Source organism: Rathayibacter sp. VKM Ac-2801, assembly GCF_009834245.1.
Classification (GTDB): Bacteria; Actinomycetota; Actinomycetes; order Actinomycetales; family Microbacteriaceae; genus Rathayibacter.
Window position 1 is genome coordinate 2,827,674 of sequence record NZ_CP047183.1, and the last position, 16,089, is coordinate 2,843,762.

Consider the following 16,089-nt stretch of genomic DNA (forward strand, 5'->3'; position numbering starts at 1 on the left):
GAGAGAGCCTCCACAAGAACCGCGGAGCGCAACCGGCGATCCGCGTCCCAGCGGATCGACGTGCGCGGAACGCACGACGCTCTACGAAACGGAACCACCCTCCCGAGCCGACCGCGGCCGATCGACGAGCGCAGCGAGGAGATCGGCTTATCAGTTCTGCGGGAATCCGAGGTTGATGCCGCCGTGGGAGGGGTCGAGCCAGCGGCTGGTGATGGCCTTCTGCTGGGTGAAGAAGCGGACTCCTTCGGCTCCGTGGGCCTTGGTGTCGCCGAAGAGGGACGCCTTCCAGCCGCCGAAGGAGAACGTGGCGACGGGGACGGGGATGGGGACGTTGATGCCGATCATGCCGACCTCGACCTCGTTCTGGAAGCGGCGGGCCGCTCCTCCGTCGTTGGTGAAGATGGCCGTGCCGTTGCCGAAGGCGCCGTTGTTGATCAGCGCGACACCCTCCTCGTAGGAGGCGACGCGGACGATGGAGAGCACCGGTCCGAAGATCTCCTCCGTGTAGGCGCGGGAGGTGGTGGGGACCTTGTCGAGCAGGGTCGGGCCGAGCCAGAAGCCGTTCGCGTCGCCGTCGACCTCGATGCCGCGCCCATCGATGACGACTTCCGCGCCGTCCTCCTCCGCGATCGCGATGTAGGAGGCGACCTTGTCGCGGTGCGCCTCGGTGATCAGCGGGCCCATGTCGCAGCCGCGGCGTCCGTCGCCGGTGCGCAGGGTCGCGGCCCGCTCCTGGATCTTCGCGATCAGGTCGTCCGCGACGGGCTCGACGGCGACGACGACCGAGATCGCCATGCACCGCTCGCCCGCCGAGCCGAAGCCGGCGTTGATGGCGGAGTCGGCGACCAGGTCGAGATCCGCGTCGGGGAGCACCAGCATGTGGTTCTTCGCGCCCCCGAGCGCCTGCACCCGCTTGCCGTGCTTCGTGCCCGTCTCGTAGACGTACTGCGCGATCGGGGTGGAGCCCACGAACGAGATCGAGCGGACGTCGGGGTGCTCGAGCAGCCCGTCGACGGCCTGCTTGTCGCCGTTGAGCACGGTGTAGACGCCGTCGGGGAGGCCGGCCTCCTTCCAGAGGGCGCCGAGCCAGATCGCCGGGGACGGGTCCTTCTCGGACGGCTTCACCACGACGGTGTTGCCGGCGGCGATCGCGATGGGGAAGAACCACATCGGCACCATCGCGGGGAAGTTGAACGGCGAGATGATCCCGACCACGCCCATCGGCTGCTTGGTCGAGTAGACGTCGACGCCGGTGGAGACCTGCTCCGAGTACTCGCCCTTGAGGTGGTGCGCCAGGCCCGTCGCGAACTCCACGACCTCCTGGCCGCGCGTGATCTCGCCGAGCGCGTCCGAGACGACCTTGCCGTGCTCCGACGTGATCAGCTCGGCGAGCTCCTGCTTCTTCGACTCGAGCAGCTCGCGGAAGCGGAAGACGATCTGCTGCCGCTTCGCGAGCGACGTGTCGCGCCAGGCGGGGAAGGCGGCCTTCGCGGAGGCGACGGCGGCGTCCACCTCGGCGGAGTCGGCGAGCGCGACCTCCTTGGTCGCGACTCCCAGCGCCGGGTCGTAGACGGGAGCGGTGCGGCCGGACGAGGAGGCCGAGGGAGCCCCGTCGATCCAGTGGCCGACGACGGACAGGGCGGTGGTGGGCTCGGCGATGCTCATGGCGACGACTGTAGGGGCGGGACCGCGGCAGCGGGGGTGCCGATCCGTCCAGCGGCGGTGGGGTGCTCTGGACGGATCGGCGGGCTCAGTCGGCGGGAGGGGCGGAGTCGGCGTCGGCGTCGGCCTCGGCGTCGGCGTCGGCCTCGGCGTCGGCGTCGGCGTCGGCGTCGGGCAAGGGCGTGGCCGGGACGGCGGGGCTCGAGGCGGCGGCGGCGCTCGAGGCGGCGGGGGCGGCCGTGCTCGGGTCCGCAGCGCCGGGGTCGGAAGCGGCGGTGTCGGCGACGCCGGTGTCCGCAGCACCCGCCGGGTCGAACCGCGCCAGTGCCGCCGTGATGTTGTCGTGGCCGCCGCGCTCGTTCGCCCAGGCGACCAAGGCCTCCGCGAGTGTGACCGGATCGGCGCCCACCCGCTCCTGCGCCTCGCGCAGCACGCGCGCGAGGTCCTCAGCGGCGGACGCGTAGTTCCAGAGCCCGTCGGAGCAGACCAGCACCCAGCCCGGCTCCGTCAGCTCCTCGGCGGCGACCCGCGGCTCCTCGTCGTGCGCATCGGCGCCGAGCCAGCGGGTGATGGCGTGCGCGTCGGGCGCCGTCTCGGCCTGCTCCCGCGGCACTCCCGAGGCGATCTGCTCCTGCGCCCACGAATCGTCGACTGTCAGCTGCCGCGGTTCGCCCGCGTCCGGCATCCAGTAGCTGCGGCTGTCGCCCACATTGCCCGTGATGAGCAGCGCGCCGTCCAGCACCGCCGCGGTGAAGGTGCACGAGGGCGGGTTCGACCGCTTCTCCGGCACGGCTGCGTCGATCGCTCCGGAGGCGCGCGCGGTGGCCATCTGCAGGAGCGCGCGCCAGCGGTCCGCTCCCGCGCTCTCCCCGCCGACCTCGGCCTGCAGCGCGCTGAGTGCGGCGCGGGCCGCGGCGAGGGACGCCTTGTCGGAGTCGGGGGTCGAGGAGACCCCGTCGCAGACCACGAGCAGCGCCGTCTTCAGCGAGCCGTCGTCACCGATGGTCGCCCCGAGCGCCATCGCGTCCTCGTTGGCCGGGTGCCGGAGCCCGCGGTCGCAGACGCCGCCGACCAGCGGGTGCGGCGCCTCGGCCCAGTGCTCGCGCTCGCTCGGAGCGGGGCGTCCGCACTGCTCGCAGTAGCCGTCCTCGGCGACCGCTCCCCCGCAGTAGACGCAGGTGGCGGGCCCCCCGACGGCGACGGGCGGAGCGGACGGGGCGGCCGCGACGATCAGCGGCGTCCCGCAGGCCTCGCAGAACGCGTCGCCCGTCGTGACCGGCTCGCCGCAGTTCGGGCAGGGAGTCGACAGCGCGCCGCTCATGTCAGCGTCCAGCGTCGGACCTCGTTGGCCCGGTCGACGAGGCGCAGGCGCTCGTCGCGCTCGCGGGTGGAGGCGGCGAGCGCGCGGTAGGAGGCCTCGAGGCCGTCGCGGATGGCGGCCTCGTTCGCCTCGACTCCGCCGAGGGTCGCCCCTTCGGCCGGGCCGTCGCGCCGCACCAGCTCGAGAGCGGAGGCGAGGACCTGCGTCGTGAGCTCGAGCCGGGTCCGCTGGTCGATCGACACGGAGTCGACGCTCGCGAGAGCGGCTGACAGGGCGGGCAGGCCGCGACCCGACTCCGCCAGCAGCTCCGCCCGGCGGCGGCGCGCGTCGGAGTAGGAGGAGCGCGTGGGCGCGACGATGTCGAGCGCGTCGAGCGCCCCGTCGAGGTCGGAGCGCAGCTGCCGCACCCGGGCGAGGCCGAAGGCGGCCGGTGCCGTGTAGTTCGCGTCGGCTCGGGCGCAGATCACGTAGAGGGACTCGGCGACCTCGGGCTCACCGCTCGCCTCGCACGCCGCGGCGAGCGCGAGCTTCGGGGCGAGCTCGCCGGGGACCTGCCCGTAGACGGTGTTGAAGGAGGCGCGGGCTCCGATGTCGTCGCCGCGCGCGAGCTGCGCGAGGCCGCTCATCCAGACGGCCCGCCACTCCCACGGGTCCTCCGTGAGGATCTCGCCGGTCGCGCGGGTCGCCTCCTCCCAGCGCTGGGCCTCGATCGCGGCCCGGGCGCGGGCGAGCCGCACCTCGACCGTCACGGTGGGCGCGAGCGCGAGAGCGCGCAGGCGCACGATCGGGTCGGCGACGTTCACGCCCGCGAGCCACGACCGGGCGGGGTCGGACTCGTCGCGGCGGAGCGCCGGCAGCGCGTCCCACGGCGGCACGCGGTCGACCACGTCGGCCACGGGCGCTTCGAACAGGGCCGACTCCGTCGAGTGCAGAGCGGGGTGTCCGGGACCGCGGTCGGTCGCGACGACCTCGCGCAGCACCCCGAGCAGCTGCCCGCGCATCTCGTCGACCGTGGCGAAGCGGTCCTGCGGGTCGGGAGCGCACGCCTTGGCGATCAGGCGGTAGAAGGAGTCGTAGCGCTGGAACAGCGGCGTCTCGGACACCGGCGGCAGCGACGCGACGAAGGTCGTCTGGTTGCCGCGGAAGTCGAGCACCAGCGAGGCCAGCGTGCGGCCGATCGTGTAGACGTCGGAGGCGACCGAGGGACCGAGGTCGGCGACCTCCGGCGCCTGGTAGCCGACGGTGCCGTAGATGGCGGAGTCCTCGTCGTCGATGAGGCGGACTCCGCCGAGGTCGATCAGCTTGACCTGGTCGCCCACTTGGATCATGTTGTCCGGCTTGAAGTCGCAGTAGAGCAGGCCGTGGTCGTGCAGGTAGGCGAACGCGGGCATGACCTCGAGCACGAAGGCGAGCGCCTGGTCCACCGGCAGCGGATCCGCGGCGCCCCCGTTGGCGTCCAGCCGCTCCTTGAGGATCTGCTTGAGGCTGGGCCCGCCGACGTACTCCATCACGATGTAGCCGGCGCCGTCGTGCAGGACGAAGTTGTAGATCTCGACGATGAGCGGGTGCTCGACCTCGGCCAGGAACCGGCGCTCCGTGACGGCCGCGGCGTACGCGTCGGGGTCGCCGGAGTTGAGCAGGCCCTTGAGCACCACCCAGCGTCCCGAGACGTTCCGGTCGCGCGCGAGGTAGATCCAGCCGAGGCCGCCGTAGGCCAGGCAGCCGACGACCTCGTACTGCCCGCCGACCACGTCGCCCTTCGCCAGCTGCGGGGTGAAGGAGAACGGCGTGCGGCAGTTGGGGCAGAAGCCCTCGGTGCGTCCGGGCCGCCCGTCGCGACCGCGGCCGACGGCGGTGCCGCAGTGCGAGCAGAAGCGCTTGCGCTCGGGGAGGACCGCCTCGGTCATCAGGGCGGCCATCGGGTCGGCGGCCGGGCGGGACGGGACGGTGGTGAGTCCGGCGCCGAGCCGCGGGCCGCGCAGGCGGGTCGAGGTGGTGCCGACGCGGCGGGTGACCTTCGAGCCGGTCTGCGCCGTGCGGGCGGAGCCGAGGGCGGCGGTGGCGAGGCGGGCGGAGGAGGTGCGCGTGCTGCGCGCAGTGGCCGACTCCTCCACGGGGCCGGGTGCCGCGGCACCGGGGGTGCCCTCGACGAAGCCGGTGCCGAAGGCGGCGGAGGCGGTGGCCGGGGCGGCGCGGCGGGCGGTCGGCGTGGAGGCGGCGGCGCCCTCCTCGGGCGGGAGGCCGCAGACGTTGCAGTAGCCGTCCTCGATCGTCCCGGTGCAGCCGGGGGTCGCGGTGCAGGGGGCGCCGTTCATGGGGTGGCCTTCCGGTGGTGCGCGGGGTCGGGGTGCGGGAGGTCGCGGGTGACGACGTCGTACTGCTCGACCAGGTGGCGGGCGAGCGGGACGGAGCAGGGCACCACGTCGAGGGCGGCGCGCACCTCCTCCTCGGCCGCGACGCCGACGGCGGTGGCGGCGCGGCCGTTGCCCTCGGCCCGCTCCCGCAGCGCTCGGAGGCGGAAGCCCAGGGCGGCGCGCTCGCGCAGCGGCGAGGTGTAGGCGGCCTCGACCGCGTCGAAGGCGCGGCCGACGGCGGTGAGCCGGGCGAGGTGCGCGTCGAGCGCCTCGCGATCGGACGGAGGATCGCCCAGCCGGGAGACGTCGGGCACGGCCAGCCGAGGCGGGTCGGCGATCTCGCGGCGGCAGCGGGCCACGAGCTCGCGCAGCGGCGCTTCGCGGCGCTCGGCCGCCTCCGCCAGCTCGCGCGCCCGGCGGCGGTCGCGCTCGAGTCCGCGCCGCTCCGACGCGGCGATGATCAGGTCGCGCTCGAGCCGGGCGGAGTCGCTCTCGAGCTGGCCGAGCGGCCCGGACACGTCGGCTCCCCGGCCCGCCCGCTCGGCGAGCGCGTCGAGGCGGGAGCGCAGCACGGCGACCCGCTCCGCCCGCTCGCGGTCGACCGTGCCGCCGCCGTCGCGGGTGAGGTCGCGGCAGCGCTCGATCTCGGCGCGCACCCCCACGATCCGCCCGGCGACGTCGGTGCCGCTGGGGTCGAGCTCGAGCCGGGAGCGCAGCTGGCCGACGACCGCGTCGCAGAGGCGCACCGCCTCCACCAGCGAGACCGCGCCGCTCCCGGAGGCGTCGAGACGGCCCCAGATCAGCTGCGACATCCGCTCGCGCGCCACCACGTCGACGCGGCCGGAGTCCCAGACCGCCTCGAGCTCGGCGAGACGCCGGGTGACGGACTCGCGGAGCGACTGGGCGAGCACGACGTCGGCCGTGTAGTTCTCGGCCTGCGGCGACGCCAGCGCGGCGGCGTCCAGCCGCGAGAGCTCGCGCGTGGTCCGCTGCAGCCAGCGGGTGAGAGCGGCGAGGTACTCGAAGAGCTCGCGCTGCGGCGCGGCCTCCCCCAGCCGGCCCGGAGCGACCGGGGTCCCCTCTGCGAGACCGGTGCTCATCGGCCGTACACCGGGGCCGGCGGCGAAGCCTCGCCGAGGACCCCGAGCCAGCGCTCGTAGATGCTCTGCCAGCGGCCGTCGCCGCGGATGCTCTCGAGCGCGGCGTTGACGAACCGCACGAAGTCGGGGTCGTCGGAGGGCAGGCCGAGGCCGTAGGGCTCCGAGCTCAGGGCGTCGCCGACGACCTTCGCGTACGGATCCTGTGCCACGAAGCCCGCGAGGATCGTGTCGTCGCCCGCGATGGCGTCGACCTCGCCGGCCTGGAAGAGCGCGAGGCACTGCGAGTGCGTGGCGGCCTCGACGGCCTCGACCTCCGGGTAGTCGTTCTGCAGGCGGCTGAGCGTCGTGGTGCCGCTGGGCGCGCAGACCTTCTCGCCGCCGAGGTCGCCGATGCCCGTGATCGGGACGCCGTCGGGGTCGTCGGAGACGAGCACCTTGAGGCCGGCGTCGTAGTACTCGGACGAGAAGGCGATCGAGCTCCAGCGGTCGCAGGTCATGGTGAGGGTGCGGGCGACCATGTCGACCTGCGGGGCGCCGTCGCCGCCGGTGAGCGCGGGGAGGCGCTGAGCGGAGGTGATCACGACGTAGTCGATGGAGTCGGTGCCGAGGATCGCCCGGGCGACCTCCCGGGCGATGTCGACGTCGAAGCCCTCGATCGACCCCGTGATCGGGTTGCGCGCGCTCATCAGGAGGGTGTCGGCCGAGACGCCGACGCGGAGGGTCCCGCGCCCGCGGATCTCCGCGAGCCGGGTGCTGTCGGTCACGCCGGTCGGAGCGTAGGAGGTGACCGCCGAGGGCGAGCAGTCCGCCGCGGCCGGAGCGGCGGGAGCAGCCGCGCTCGCCGTCGGAGTCGGGGTCGCCGCGGCGAGGGGCGTGCCGAGGTCGTCCGCTCCCGTCGTGCAGCCGGTGAGGGCGAGCGCCGCGGCGGTGGCCAGAGCGAGGGCGGCGGCGCGCAGGCGGTTCATCGGTACTCCTCCAGTCGCTGGGCGATGCCGCGCCAGGCGAACACGGCTCCCGCGAGACCCGCTGCCAGCAGGATCCACGAGACGAGGGTCGCGAACTCCGCACCCCTGTCGAGCGTGGTGGCGGCGGCCAGGGCCTTCTCCTGCACCACGTCGCGGGCGTCGTCGGAGAAGGTGGTGAAGAGGTCGTTCGGCGTGCCGTTCCCGGTGATCGTGGCGACGCGGACGGCCTGGTCCCAGTTCCCGGCGTCGTCAGCCGCCCGGATCTCCTCGTGGAACGACTGCCACTGCCCGAACTCGTCGACGAGCCGCGTCCTCGCCAGCTCGTCCTGCAGATCGCTCGAGAGCTTCTGCCGGGCGGAGTCGACCGCCTGGGTGTAGCGCTCCTCGAGGGCGGCGCCGGAGCCGCGCTTGATCAGCGTGAAGCTCTCGAGCGACTTGGCGTCGCTCGCGGCGATGAGCGCGTTCGAGACGGTGAGCGCCTCGCGGTAGGACTCGACCCGCGCCGTCCCCGCGTCCGCCGCGACCGATCCGTAGGCGAGCGCCCCGCCGACGCCGACGACCAGCAGGAGGGCGGTCCCCGTCGCGAGCGGGCGGTTGAGGTAGCGGTGCGTGCGCCGGGCCAGCCAGAGCTGCGCCGCGAGGAGGAGGACCAGCATCACGAGCGAGCCGATCATGAGCAGGACGCTCCAGCGGACGGCGTCGTAGGCGGCCGCGACCCGGTCGGCTCCGGAGTCGACCAGCCCGTCGAGGTCCTCGAGGATGCCGCCGTCGCCGGAGAGCGCCGTCGACGCCTGGTCGAGGTACGCCGAGGCGACGGGGAAGCCCTGCCGGTTGTTGGCTCGCGCCTGCTCGATCAGCCCGCTGTAGGTCGTGATGCTGCTGGCGACCCGGGCGAGGGCCCGGGTGTCCGCCGAGTCGGCGGCCGACAGCCCGGCGATCGCGGAGGCGGCGCCGGTGAGGCTCGAGACGTACGACGCCCGCAGCTCGGTCGGCTCCAGCCCGCCGACGAGGAAGGTGTTGGCCGCGATCGCGTTGGCGTCCACGAGGAGAGTGCGGACGTTCTGGACTCCGAGGAGCTGGGCCGACTGCTCCCGGGCCGTCGTCGCGGCGCGCGCCTGCATCGCTCCGGCCTGCTGCGCGAACACGCCGAACAGCACGGCGGCCAGCGCCGTGAGGGCGAGCAGAAGGCGCAGGGTGCTCGGAGTGGTCGCGGTCGCGCGCGCCAGCAGTGACGGCTTGCGCTGCGCCGGCCGGTTGGCGACCTGGACGAGGGGCGGCTCGGGGATCCTCTGCGCGGGCGGCGCGGCGGGTGCGGTGCTCAACAGCTCTCCTCCTCGGGGTCGTCGGCGACGGGGGTCGCCGTGCCGCTCGGGGCGGCGTCCCGCTGTCCGAGTGCCTCCGCCGAGCCCCCGGCGTCCTCGCCGGACCCGTCCGGGCCGCCCGAGGCGTCGGGGCTCTCGACCACGTCCTCCGGGAGCAGGATGCGCAGCTCGTCGAGCGTGGGCTCCTCCACGTCGCGGAGGCGCCAGGCGTGCCGGGCGATCGCCGCGTCGAGGACGTTGCGGACCCAGCGCCCGTTGCCGAACGCCTCCGTGCGCTGCTGCGCCGAGGCGAGGCCCGCGAAGGCGGCGAGCGCCTCCTCCGTCGGCTCGAAGTCCGCCGAGGCCGCGAGACGGCCGAAGATCGCCGAGAGCTCGTCGTCGGAGTAGTCGGCGAAGTCGATCGTGGTCGAGAAGCGGCTGGCGAGACCGGGGTTCGTGTCGAGGAAGCCCTGCATCGGCCCGGAGTAGCCGGCGACGATCACGACGAGGTCGCCGCGGTGGTCCTCCATGTCCTTCACGAGGGTGGTGACCGCCTCCGCACCGTACTGGTCGAGCGCGAGCGCGTACGCCTCGTCGATGAACAGGACGCCGCCGCGCGCGGAGGCGATCACCTCCGCGGTCTTCGTCGCGGTCTGCCCGAGGTAGCCGGCCACCAGCTCCGAGCGGTCGACCTCGACGAGCACGCCCTTCGAGAGGATGCCGAGGGAGCGGTAGATCCGCGAGACCAGCCGCGCCACCGTCGTCTTGCCCGTGCCCGGGTTCCCCGTGAAGACGAGGTGGCGCGTGAGAGTAGGCGTGCTCAGTCCGGCGGCCTGGCGCAGCGTGTCGATCCGGAGCAGCTGCGTCTGCCGCTTGATCTCGCTCTTGACCCGGTCGAGGCCGATGAGCGCGTCGAGCTCGGCGAGCAGGTCGTCGATGGACTCCGGCGGGTCGAGCGGCTCCGGCTCGGAGGCGGGCTCCGCGGCGGCAGCGGCGGCGGGGGCCGGCTCGTCCTGCGGGCCGTCGTGCTCGGTCCGGCGGAGGCGCTCGAGGATCTCGTCGACCCCGGGCACGCCGGCGGGCAGCCCGGTCGGCAGGTCGGCGCTCGCGGCACCGTCCGGAGTCCGGCCGGTCGTGTGCGGCGCTCCCCCACTCGGGGTCGGAGCGGCGCCCCGGGCGCCGGGGACGGCGGAGAGCTGGGCCGCGGCGGTCGCGGAGGCGGAGGCGATGCCGCCGATGCCCGGCTCGCCGAGAGCGCTGGCCGCCGAGACGACCTCGGTCAGGGCGCGCGCGTAGGCCGAGGCGTGCGGAGAGCCCGCGGCGACCAGGGCGGCGAGCTGATCGGTCGGTCCGGAGCGCCAGCGCCGGCCGCTCGAGGCGGCGGTGAAGAACGCCTCCAGGCCGCCCGTCGCGCCGGTCGCGGCGAGCCAGTCTGGGCCGGCGCCGCGGATCGACTCGGCGACAGCGGCGGCCAGCCGCGTGCCCTCGTCACGGACGGCGGAGGCGTCGAGTCCGGCGGCCGTCCCCGCGAGCACGAGGGCGTCCAGTGCCGGGGCGAGCGCGGTCACGAGGCGCTCGGCGGGGTCAGCGAGCCGGACCCGGACGGCGCTCCGGGCTGCGGAGGCGCGTCGAGACCGCTCGGGGAGAGCGAGGACTCCGTGAACTTCTCGGCCAGGAACTGCCCGTGCGCGATCAGCGCCGAGGCGTCCTGCCGCGAGACGGCGTCCGAGATGCGGTCGAGCGTGCCTCCGAGGAGGTCGAGCTGGTCGCAGAGGATCATCAGCGAGGTCTTCCCCCTGTGCACGGCGCGGCGGTCGGCGAAGTCCCTCGGCAGGCGGAGGTACCCCTCGACCGCCTCGGGGAGGTAGCTGGTCGCGGTCGCGACGACGGTGTGGCCCTGGCGGCTCATCCCGCCGAGGCGGTCGAGGCGGGGCACCATCTCGCGGACCGTCTCGTCGATCCGCTGGATGCGCGCGGCGACGATGCCGGGCACCCGGCCCTCCGTCCGCGCGCCGACCCTGTCGAGCGCCGCGAGGATGTCCTCGCTCGTCGGGACGCTCGGCAGAGCGGGCGCGGTCTCCTCCGGTGCCGCGGGGGCACCCGTGAACAGTCGGGAGAACCAGCCCATCGGCTAGCGGCCGAGATCGAGCGAGGACGTCGCGTCGATGTCCGAGTTGCTGCGCCGGGCCCGCTCGACGTACTCGCCGGCCTTCGCGGTCTCGGTCTGGAGGACTCCGACGGTCTGGGCCATGCTGTCGAGCGCCTTGATCTTGAAGTCCGAGATCGAGTCCATCGTCTGGTAGATGTTCGCGAACGCGGCCTGCAGCTGCGGCAGCCCGACCGTGGCCGAGGCGGCCTGCGACTGGATCGAGGCGGACTGGTCGGCGAGCATGCGCGAGGTGGCCTCGATCATGTTGGACGTCGTGGTGTTCAGCGCCGTGATCTGATCGAGCACGAGGCGCTGGTTCGCGAGCGCCTGCGCCACGATGACCGCCGTCCGCAGCGCCGAGACGGTCGTGGTCGTCGCGCGGTCGACGCCCTTGATCAGCTCGACGTTGTTCTTGATGACGACGTCGATCGCGAGGTAGCCCTGGATCGACACGGCCAGCTGGGTCAGCAGGTCCTGGTGCTTCTGGCGCGCGTAGAAGAGGACGTCCTCGCGCAGCGCCTTCGCCCGCTCCGGGTCCGTCGCGTCGAGCTCGGCGATCTTCGCCGAGAGCTTCACGTCGAGCCGCTCGGCGACGTAGATGTACTCGTTGAGACGGGTCATCGTCTCCCAGAGGTTCTGCTTCTCGAGGTTCAGGGCCGCGTTGTCCTTCCGCAGCTCGTCCTGGCCGTCGTACAGGGCCTGGATGATCGCGTTGAGGTGCGTCTGGGCGCTCTCGTACCGGCGGAAGTAGTCGGTGATCTTGTTGCCGAACGGGATGAAGCCGAGGATCTTCTTCTGCACGTTGTCCTCGGACGGGTCCAGATCCTCCACCGTGCGGCGCAGCTCGAGCAGCGTCCTGCCGATGGTCGACCCCTCGGAGAGCCCGCCCTCCTTGAGGGCGCGCACCGGCGTGCTCAGCAGCCGGTTGGACGAGTCGGCGGCCGAGCGGATGTCGGCGTCGCCCATCGTGCGGATGTCGTTGGCCCGGGTCGCGAACTCGGGGCTGCGCGACTCCGTCGCCAGGAGCGTGTCCAGGTAGCCGTCGACCTTCGCCTCGAGGCCGGGCAGAGCGGCCTCCGGCACCTTCGGCGCGATCGACGGCGCCGAGGTGGTCGGCACCGCCGCCACAGGCTCCGGAGGCGTGAGCGAGAGGGCGTTCTGGACGGGCGGCTGCAGGGCCTCGGTCATCGGGATCCTCACCGTTCCTGGCGCTCAGCGCCGACTGGGATGAACGTCCGCCCAGCATATCCCGGGCCCTCCCGCGGGATCCCCCGGAGTTCCGGCGTCCGAGGACTCGGCGCGATCGGGAGGCTGTGGAGGAGCGTCCGCCGGTCAGACCGCCCTCGGGCGCCTCCGCAGCGTCGCGACCGCGACTCCGGCCAGGGCGAGCGCGCCTCCGAGCAGCGCGGCGAGCGGCGGGGTCTCGCCGAGGACGAGCCAGGACAGCACTACTACCACCGCGGGCACCGCGTAGGTGGACGCCGCGGTGCGCCCGGCGCTCGAGCGCGCGAGGACGTACCCCCAGGTCGTGAAGGCGACGGCCGTCGGGAAGATCCCGAGGTAGACCACGGCCAGGATCGAGGAGAGCGGAGCGGCGGCGAGCGCTGCGACGAGCTCCGGGGCGAAGGGCAGGCACGCGACCGTGCCGGCGAGGCAGCCGAGCCAGGTCATCGTCGGCGCGTCGATCCGACCCAGCAGGCGCTTCTGCAGCGTCGCCGCGCTGCCGTAGACGACGGCCGCGACCAGGCCGAGGGCGACGCCGATCACGTCGAACTGCCCGGTGGAGGTGGAGAACGCGATCACCGCGACGCCGGTGAGCGCCACGAGCATCCCCGCGAGGAGGCGGCGGGGGAAGCCCTCCCCCAGCAGCAGCCCGGCGAGCACGGCGGTGATCATCGGCGCGATGTTCACCAGCAGCGCCGCCGTCCCCGCGTCGACGTGCCGCTCCGCCGCGTTCAGCGCCAGGTTGTAGACGCCGAACCAGGCGACTCCCCAGCCCAGCACGAGCAGGAGGAGGCGCCCGCGCGGGACCGCCGTGCGCGGGTCGGGAGCCGCCTCCGAGCGGCGCCTCCGGGCGGTGAGGACGACGCGGACGACCGTGAGCGCGAGCGACCCCACCACGATGCGGCCGAGGGTCAGCGCGCCCGGGCCGAAGTCCTCCGTCGTGGCGCGGATGCCGACGAAGGCCGACGCCCAGAGCAGGACGGTGACCGCGATCGCGCCCCACAGCAGGAGGGCGTCCCTCGTGGAGGGCGGGGCGGAGGAGGAGACGTCGGGCATGAGGCCATCGTGGTGCCGCCGGGGATTCAGCACCAGTTCCGTTCTCTATCGAATCATTCAGCCGGACTGTACGGTCGTCCCATGCTCGACGTGCACCGGCTCCGCATCCTCCGCTCCGTCGTGGCCTCCGGCTCGATCGCAGGAGCCGCGTCCGGGCTCGGCTACACGCCCTCCGCCGTCAGCCAGCACCTCACCGCTCTGCAGCGCGAGACCGGACTGACCCTTCTGGAGCGGGTGGGCCGGGGCGTCCGCCCCACCCCCGCCGGACGCGCCCTCGCTGCCCAGGCGGACCGCGTCCTCGAGCGCCTCGCCGAAGCCGAGGCCGTGGTGGAGGAGCTGCGCGAGGGCCGTTCGGGCCGGCTCTCGGTGACGTACTTCGCCTCCGTCGGCAGCGCCTGGATGCCGGAGGTCGCCCGCCGGCTGACCGCCGCATTCCCCGGCCTCGCCCTCGACCTGCGCCTGGGAGAGGAGCTCGACGACGACCTCGGGGCGCGCCCCGACGTGCAGCTCCTGGTCGCCTCCTCCGAGCCGACCGCTCCCGGATTCACGGCGCACCACCTCCTCGAGGACCCCTACCTCGTCGTCCTGCCCGACGGGCATCCGCTCGCCTCCCGGAGCGAGATCGACCTCGCCGAGCTCGCGAACGAGCGCTGGGTCGACAACGACCTGCCGACCGGATGGTGCCGCCGGAACGTCGTGGAGGCCTGTGCCGCCGCCGGGTTCGCGCCGCCCTTCCACGTCCAGGCGAACGACCACATCACCGCCGCGGCGTTCGTGGCCGCGGGCATGGGAGTGACGGTCCTGCCGGAGCTCGCGGCCCATCGCCTGCCCGACGGCGTCCGTGCCGTGCCCGTCGTCCGCCCCCGGCCCGTCCGCTCCCTCGAGGCCGTCGTGCGGAACTCCGCCGCCTCCTCCGCGCCGGTGGCCCTGGTGCTGGAGACGCTGAAGGCCCTCGCCGCGCGCCGCTGAGCGCGCCTGCACGGGCGAGCTCGCAGCACATCGGAGCACGATGGGCGCGTGAGCTCCGTCGAAACCGTCACCCGTTCCGCGCCCGCGCTCGGCGGACCGCGCATCCTGAAGCAGCGCTGGACCGAGGCGACGTTCCTGCACTGGCGCGTCGACCCCGCCCTGGTGGCGCCCCACCTCCCCGCCGGGACGAGGCCGGACGAGCACGACGGCTCCTCCTGGGTGGGCCTGATCCCGTTCCGGCTCTCACGGACGGCTTTCCTCGGCGGCCCGCGGGTGCCCTGGCTCGGCACCTTCCCCGAGGTGAACGTCCGGCTCTACTCCGTCGACGAGCAGGGACGACGCGGAGTCGTCTTCGTCTCGCTCGACGCCTCCCACCTCCTTCCCGTGCTCACGGCGCAGGCGGTGTTCGGGCTCCCCTACCGCTGGGCCCGGATGAGCATCGAGCACCGCCACGGCGCGGTGATCTACGACACGATCCGGCACGTGGACGCGGCCGCCCGCTCCCGGATCGTCGTCCGCCCGGGCGACCCGGTCGGCGAGGACCCGCTCGCCTCGTTCCTCACCGCGCGCTGGGCCTACCACGAGCGCCACCTGGGCTCCACCTGGTACGGCCGCAACCTGCACCGGCCGTGGCCGCTGCGCCGCGCGGAGCTGCTGGCGCTCGACGACGGACTGCTCGACGCAGCGGGCTTCCCCGGGCTGGCGACGCGCGCGCCGGACTCGGTGCTGTACTCGGCCGGAGTGGAGACGGTGTTCACGGTGCCGCGGCGAGTGTGAGGGCTCCGGGACCGAGCTCGTCGTGGAGCGCCCGCCGAGGGAGCACGGGGAGCTGCACGGGACGAGCCGAGCGGTCCGCTGCCGCGGTGGGGACGCGGGGGGCGACCCGCCCCGCTGCGGGTCGCGACGCCGCTCCGGCGGCGCCGTTCAGGGCAGGCGGAGGGCGCTCGTCCTCGGAGCGGTGACGGCGCGGGGAGGCAGCCAGCCGCGCTGGACGGCGAGGACCCCCGCCTGGAAGCGGCTGTCGGCGCCGAGCAGCTCGAACAGGCCGGCGATGTGGCGACGACAGGTGCGGACACTGATGTCGAGCCGGCTGGCGATGACCTCGTCGGTGAGTCCCGCGGTGAGTCCGGAGAGGATCGCGGACTGGACGGCCGACAGCCCCGCGTCGCCGGCCGGAGGGGCGTCCGCGCGGAACGGCGCGGCGAACTCCCACGCCGCATCGAACACGTGCACGAAGGCCGAGATCACATCAGGAGAGCGGATCACAAGTGCGGCGCGGTCGTCCTCGTCCCGCTGGCGGGAGACGAGGGCGAGGGTGCGGTCGAAGACCAGGAGGCGGAACGGCACGAGCGGCAGCGTGCGGAACTGCGCTCCCAGGGGCTCCAACTCGGCGACGGTGCGCTGAGTCGGCAGGTGGTCGCGGCGGCGATCGTGGTACATCGTGCGACGCGAGACGCCCTGCGCGAGGAGTGCCCGGTCCTTCTCGTTGCTCTCCTCGTGCCGCTCGACGCTCGCTCCGCTTCCCGGCTGGACGATGAGCACCTCGCGGGACACGCGCCGGCCCACGTCGATCAGGAGGCGCATGACCGTCACCGGGTCCTCGACCACCTCGACCTGCGAGACGCTCGCCACGGCGTCACGGGCCTCGCGGTACGCGGGCAGGAGGGCCATCAGCTCGCTGCGCTGCTTCGCCACTGCGGCCCGCAGATCGTGGATGCGGCGCTCGTCCTCGTCGACCAGGCCGGCGAGGGCGACATCGGGCGCGGTCGCCGACAGCGCCCCGCCTCCCTCGTGCAGCGGGGTGAGGAGCCGCCGCGCGACGAGTTCGTCCCGTGCCTCGCCGAGCTCGCGGACCCGCACGCCGAGATCCATCGAGGCTCCGTCGATCGTCCACTCGGAGCGCGCGCACACGTACAGATACAGCTCGACGGCATGCTCGCTCAGCACTCGGCTACTCCCCCCGGACGGACCCGCCGATCCTACTCACC

General features: G+C 73.9%; 13 protein-coding genes. 2 read left to right on the forward strand and 11 right to left on the reverse strand.

Annotated elements, in window-relative coordinates:
* Positions 1-150 precede the first annotated feature (150 nt).
* The 10 genes from GSU45_RS13180 to GSU45_RS13225 all read right to left on the reverse strand — a co-directional run bounded on the left by GSU45_RS13180 (position 151) and on the right by GSU45_RS13225 (position 13,132).
* Positions 151-1,665: a CoA-acylating methylmalonate-semialdehyde dehydrogenase gene (locus GSU45_RS13180; protein ID WP_159915526.1), complete on the reverse strand. Its 1,515-nt coding sequence runs from the start codon at positions 1,663-1,665 to the stop codon at positions 151-153.
* A gap of 85 nt (positions 1,666-1,750) precedes the next feature.
* A complete protein-coding gene (locus tag GSU45_RS13185) occupies positions 1,751-2,983 on the reverse strand; it encodes a PP2C family serine/threonine-protein phosphatase (RefSeq protein ID WP_159915528.1) in 1,233 nt (410 codons plus the stop codon).
* Positions 2,980-5,298, reverse strand: coding sequence for a serine/threonine-protein kinase (locus GSU45_RS13190; protein ID WP_159915530.1), 2,319 nt, complete (start codon positions 5,296-5,298; stop codon positions 2,980-2,982). Before GSU45_RS13190 ends, GSU45_RS13185 begins: the two co-directional genes overlap by 4 nt.
* Entirely contained in the window at positions 5,295-6,437 is a 1,143-nt protein-coding gene (locus GSU45_RS13195; RefSeq protein WP_159915532.1) for a hypothetical protein, read from the reverse strand. The genes GSU45_RS13190 and GSU45_RS13195 overlap by 4 nt, the downstream gene beginning before the upstream one ends.
* A complete protein-coding gene (locus GSU45_RS13200) occupies positions 6,434-7,402 on the reverse strand; it encodes a glutamate ABC transporter substrate-binding protein (RefSeq protein ID WP_159915534.1) in 969 nt (322 codons plus the stop codon). Before GSU45_RS13200 ends, GSU45_RS13195 begins: the two co-directional genes overlap by 4 nt.
* Positions 7,399-8,724, reverse strand: a complete 1,326-nt coding sequence (locus GSU45_RS13205) for a hypothetical protein (protein WP_159915536.1) — start codon at positions 8,722-8,724, stop codon at positions 7,399-7,401. Before GSU45_RS13205 ends, GSU45_RS13200 begins: the two co-directional genes overlap by 4 nt.
* Positions 8,721-10,271, reverse strand: coding sequence for an AAA family ATPase (locus GSU45_RS13210; protein WP_159915539.1), 1,551 nt, complete (start codon positions 10,269-10,271; stop codon positions 8,721-8,723). Before GSU45_RS13210 ends, GSU45_RS13205 begins: the two co-directional genes overlap by 4 nt.
* Positions 10,268-10,831 (reverse strand): hypothetical protein, encoded by a 564-nt coding sequence (locus tag GSU45_RS13215; protein WP_104249860.1) that lies wholly within the window; start codon positions 10,829-10,831, stop codon positions 10,268-10,270. Before GSU45_RS13215 ends, GSU45_RS13210 begins: the two co-directional genes overlap by 4 nt.
* A gap of 3 nt (positions 10,832-10,834) precedes the next feature.
* Positions 10,835-12,040, reverse strand: a complete 1,206-nt coding sequence (locus GSU45_RS13220) for a toxic anion resistance protein (protein WP_159915541.1) — start codon at positions 12,038-12,040, stop codon at positions 10,835-10,837.
* 144 nt (positions 12,041-12,184) lie between these two features.
* A complete protein-coding gene (locus tag GSU45_RS13225) occupies positions 12,185-13,132 on the reverse strand; it encodes a DMT family transporter (RefSeq protein ID WP_159915543.1) in 948 nt (315 codons plus the stop codon).
* Between the two features lie 81 nt (positions 13,133-13,213).
* Between GSU45_RS13225 and GSU45_RS13230 the strand changes: the two genes are divergently transcribed.
* Positions 13,214-14,101, forward strand: a complete 888-nt coding sequence (locus GSU45_RS13230; protein ID WP_159915545.1) for a LysR family transcriptional regulator — start codon at positions 13,214-13,216, stop codon at positions 14,099-14,101.
* Between the two features lie 48 nt (positions 14,102-14,149).
* Entirely contained in the window at positions 14,150-14,878 is a 729-nt protein-coding gene (locus GSU45_RS13235; protein WP_159915547.1) for a DUF2071 domain-containing protein, read from the forward strand.
* A gap of 147 nt (positions 14,879-15,025) precedes the next feature.
* On the opposite strand, the gene GSU45_RS13240 is transcribed toward GSU45_RS13235, so the two are convergent.
* Positions 15,026-16,048, reverse strand: a complete 1,023-nt coding sequence (locus GSU45_RS13240) for a helix-turn-helix transcriptional regulator (RefSeq protein WP_159915549.1) — start codon at positions 16,046-16,048, stop codon at positions 15,026-15,028.
* Positions 16,049-16,089: the final 41 nt, after the last annotated feature.

What these genes read in the sequence shown, in the direction of transcription:
- GSU45_RS13180 (WP_159915526.1), bottom strand. Translation starts at nt 1,665, where the DNA reads ATGAGCATCGCCGAGCCCACCACCGCCCTGTCCGTCGTCGGCCACTGG.
- GSU45_RS13185 (WP_159915528.1), bottom strand. Translation starts at nt 2,983, where the DNA reads ATGAGCGGCGCGCTGTCGACTCCCTGCCCGAACTGCGGCGAGCCGGTC.
- GSU45_RS13190 (WP_159915530.1), bottom strand. Translation starts at nt 5,298, where the DNA reads ATGAACGGCGCCCCCTGCACCGCGACCCCCGGCTGCACCGGGACGATC.
- GSU45_RS13195 (WP_159915532.1), bottom strand. Translation starts at nt 6,437, where the DNA reads ATGAGCACCGGTCTCGCAGAGGGGACCCCGGTCGCTCCGGGCCGGCTG.
- GSU45_RS13200 (WP_159915534.1), bottom strand. Translation starts at nt 7,402, where the DNA reads ATGAACCGCCTGCGCGCCGCCGCCCTCGCTCTGGCCACCGCCGCGGCG.
- GSU45_RS13215 (WP_104249860.1), bottom strand. Translation starts at nt 10,831, where the DNA reads ATGGGCTGGTTCTCCCGACTGTTCACGGGTGCCCCCGCGGCACCGGAG.
- GSU45_RS13220 (WP_159915541.1), bottom strand. Translation starts at nt 12,040, where the DNA reads ATGACCGAGGCCCTGCAGCCGCCCGTCCAGAACGCCCTCTCGCTCACG.
- GSU45_RS13225 (WP_159915543.1), bottom strand. Translation starts at nt 13,132, where the DNA reads ATGCCCGACGTCTCCTCCTCCGCCCCGCCCTCCACGAGGGACGCCCTC.
- GSU45_RS13230 (WP_159915545.1), top strand. Translation starts at nt 13,214, where the DNA reads ATGCTCGACGTGCACCGGCTCCGCATCCTCCGCTCCGTCGTGGCCTCC.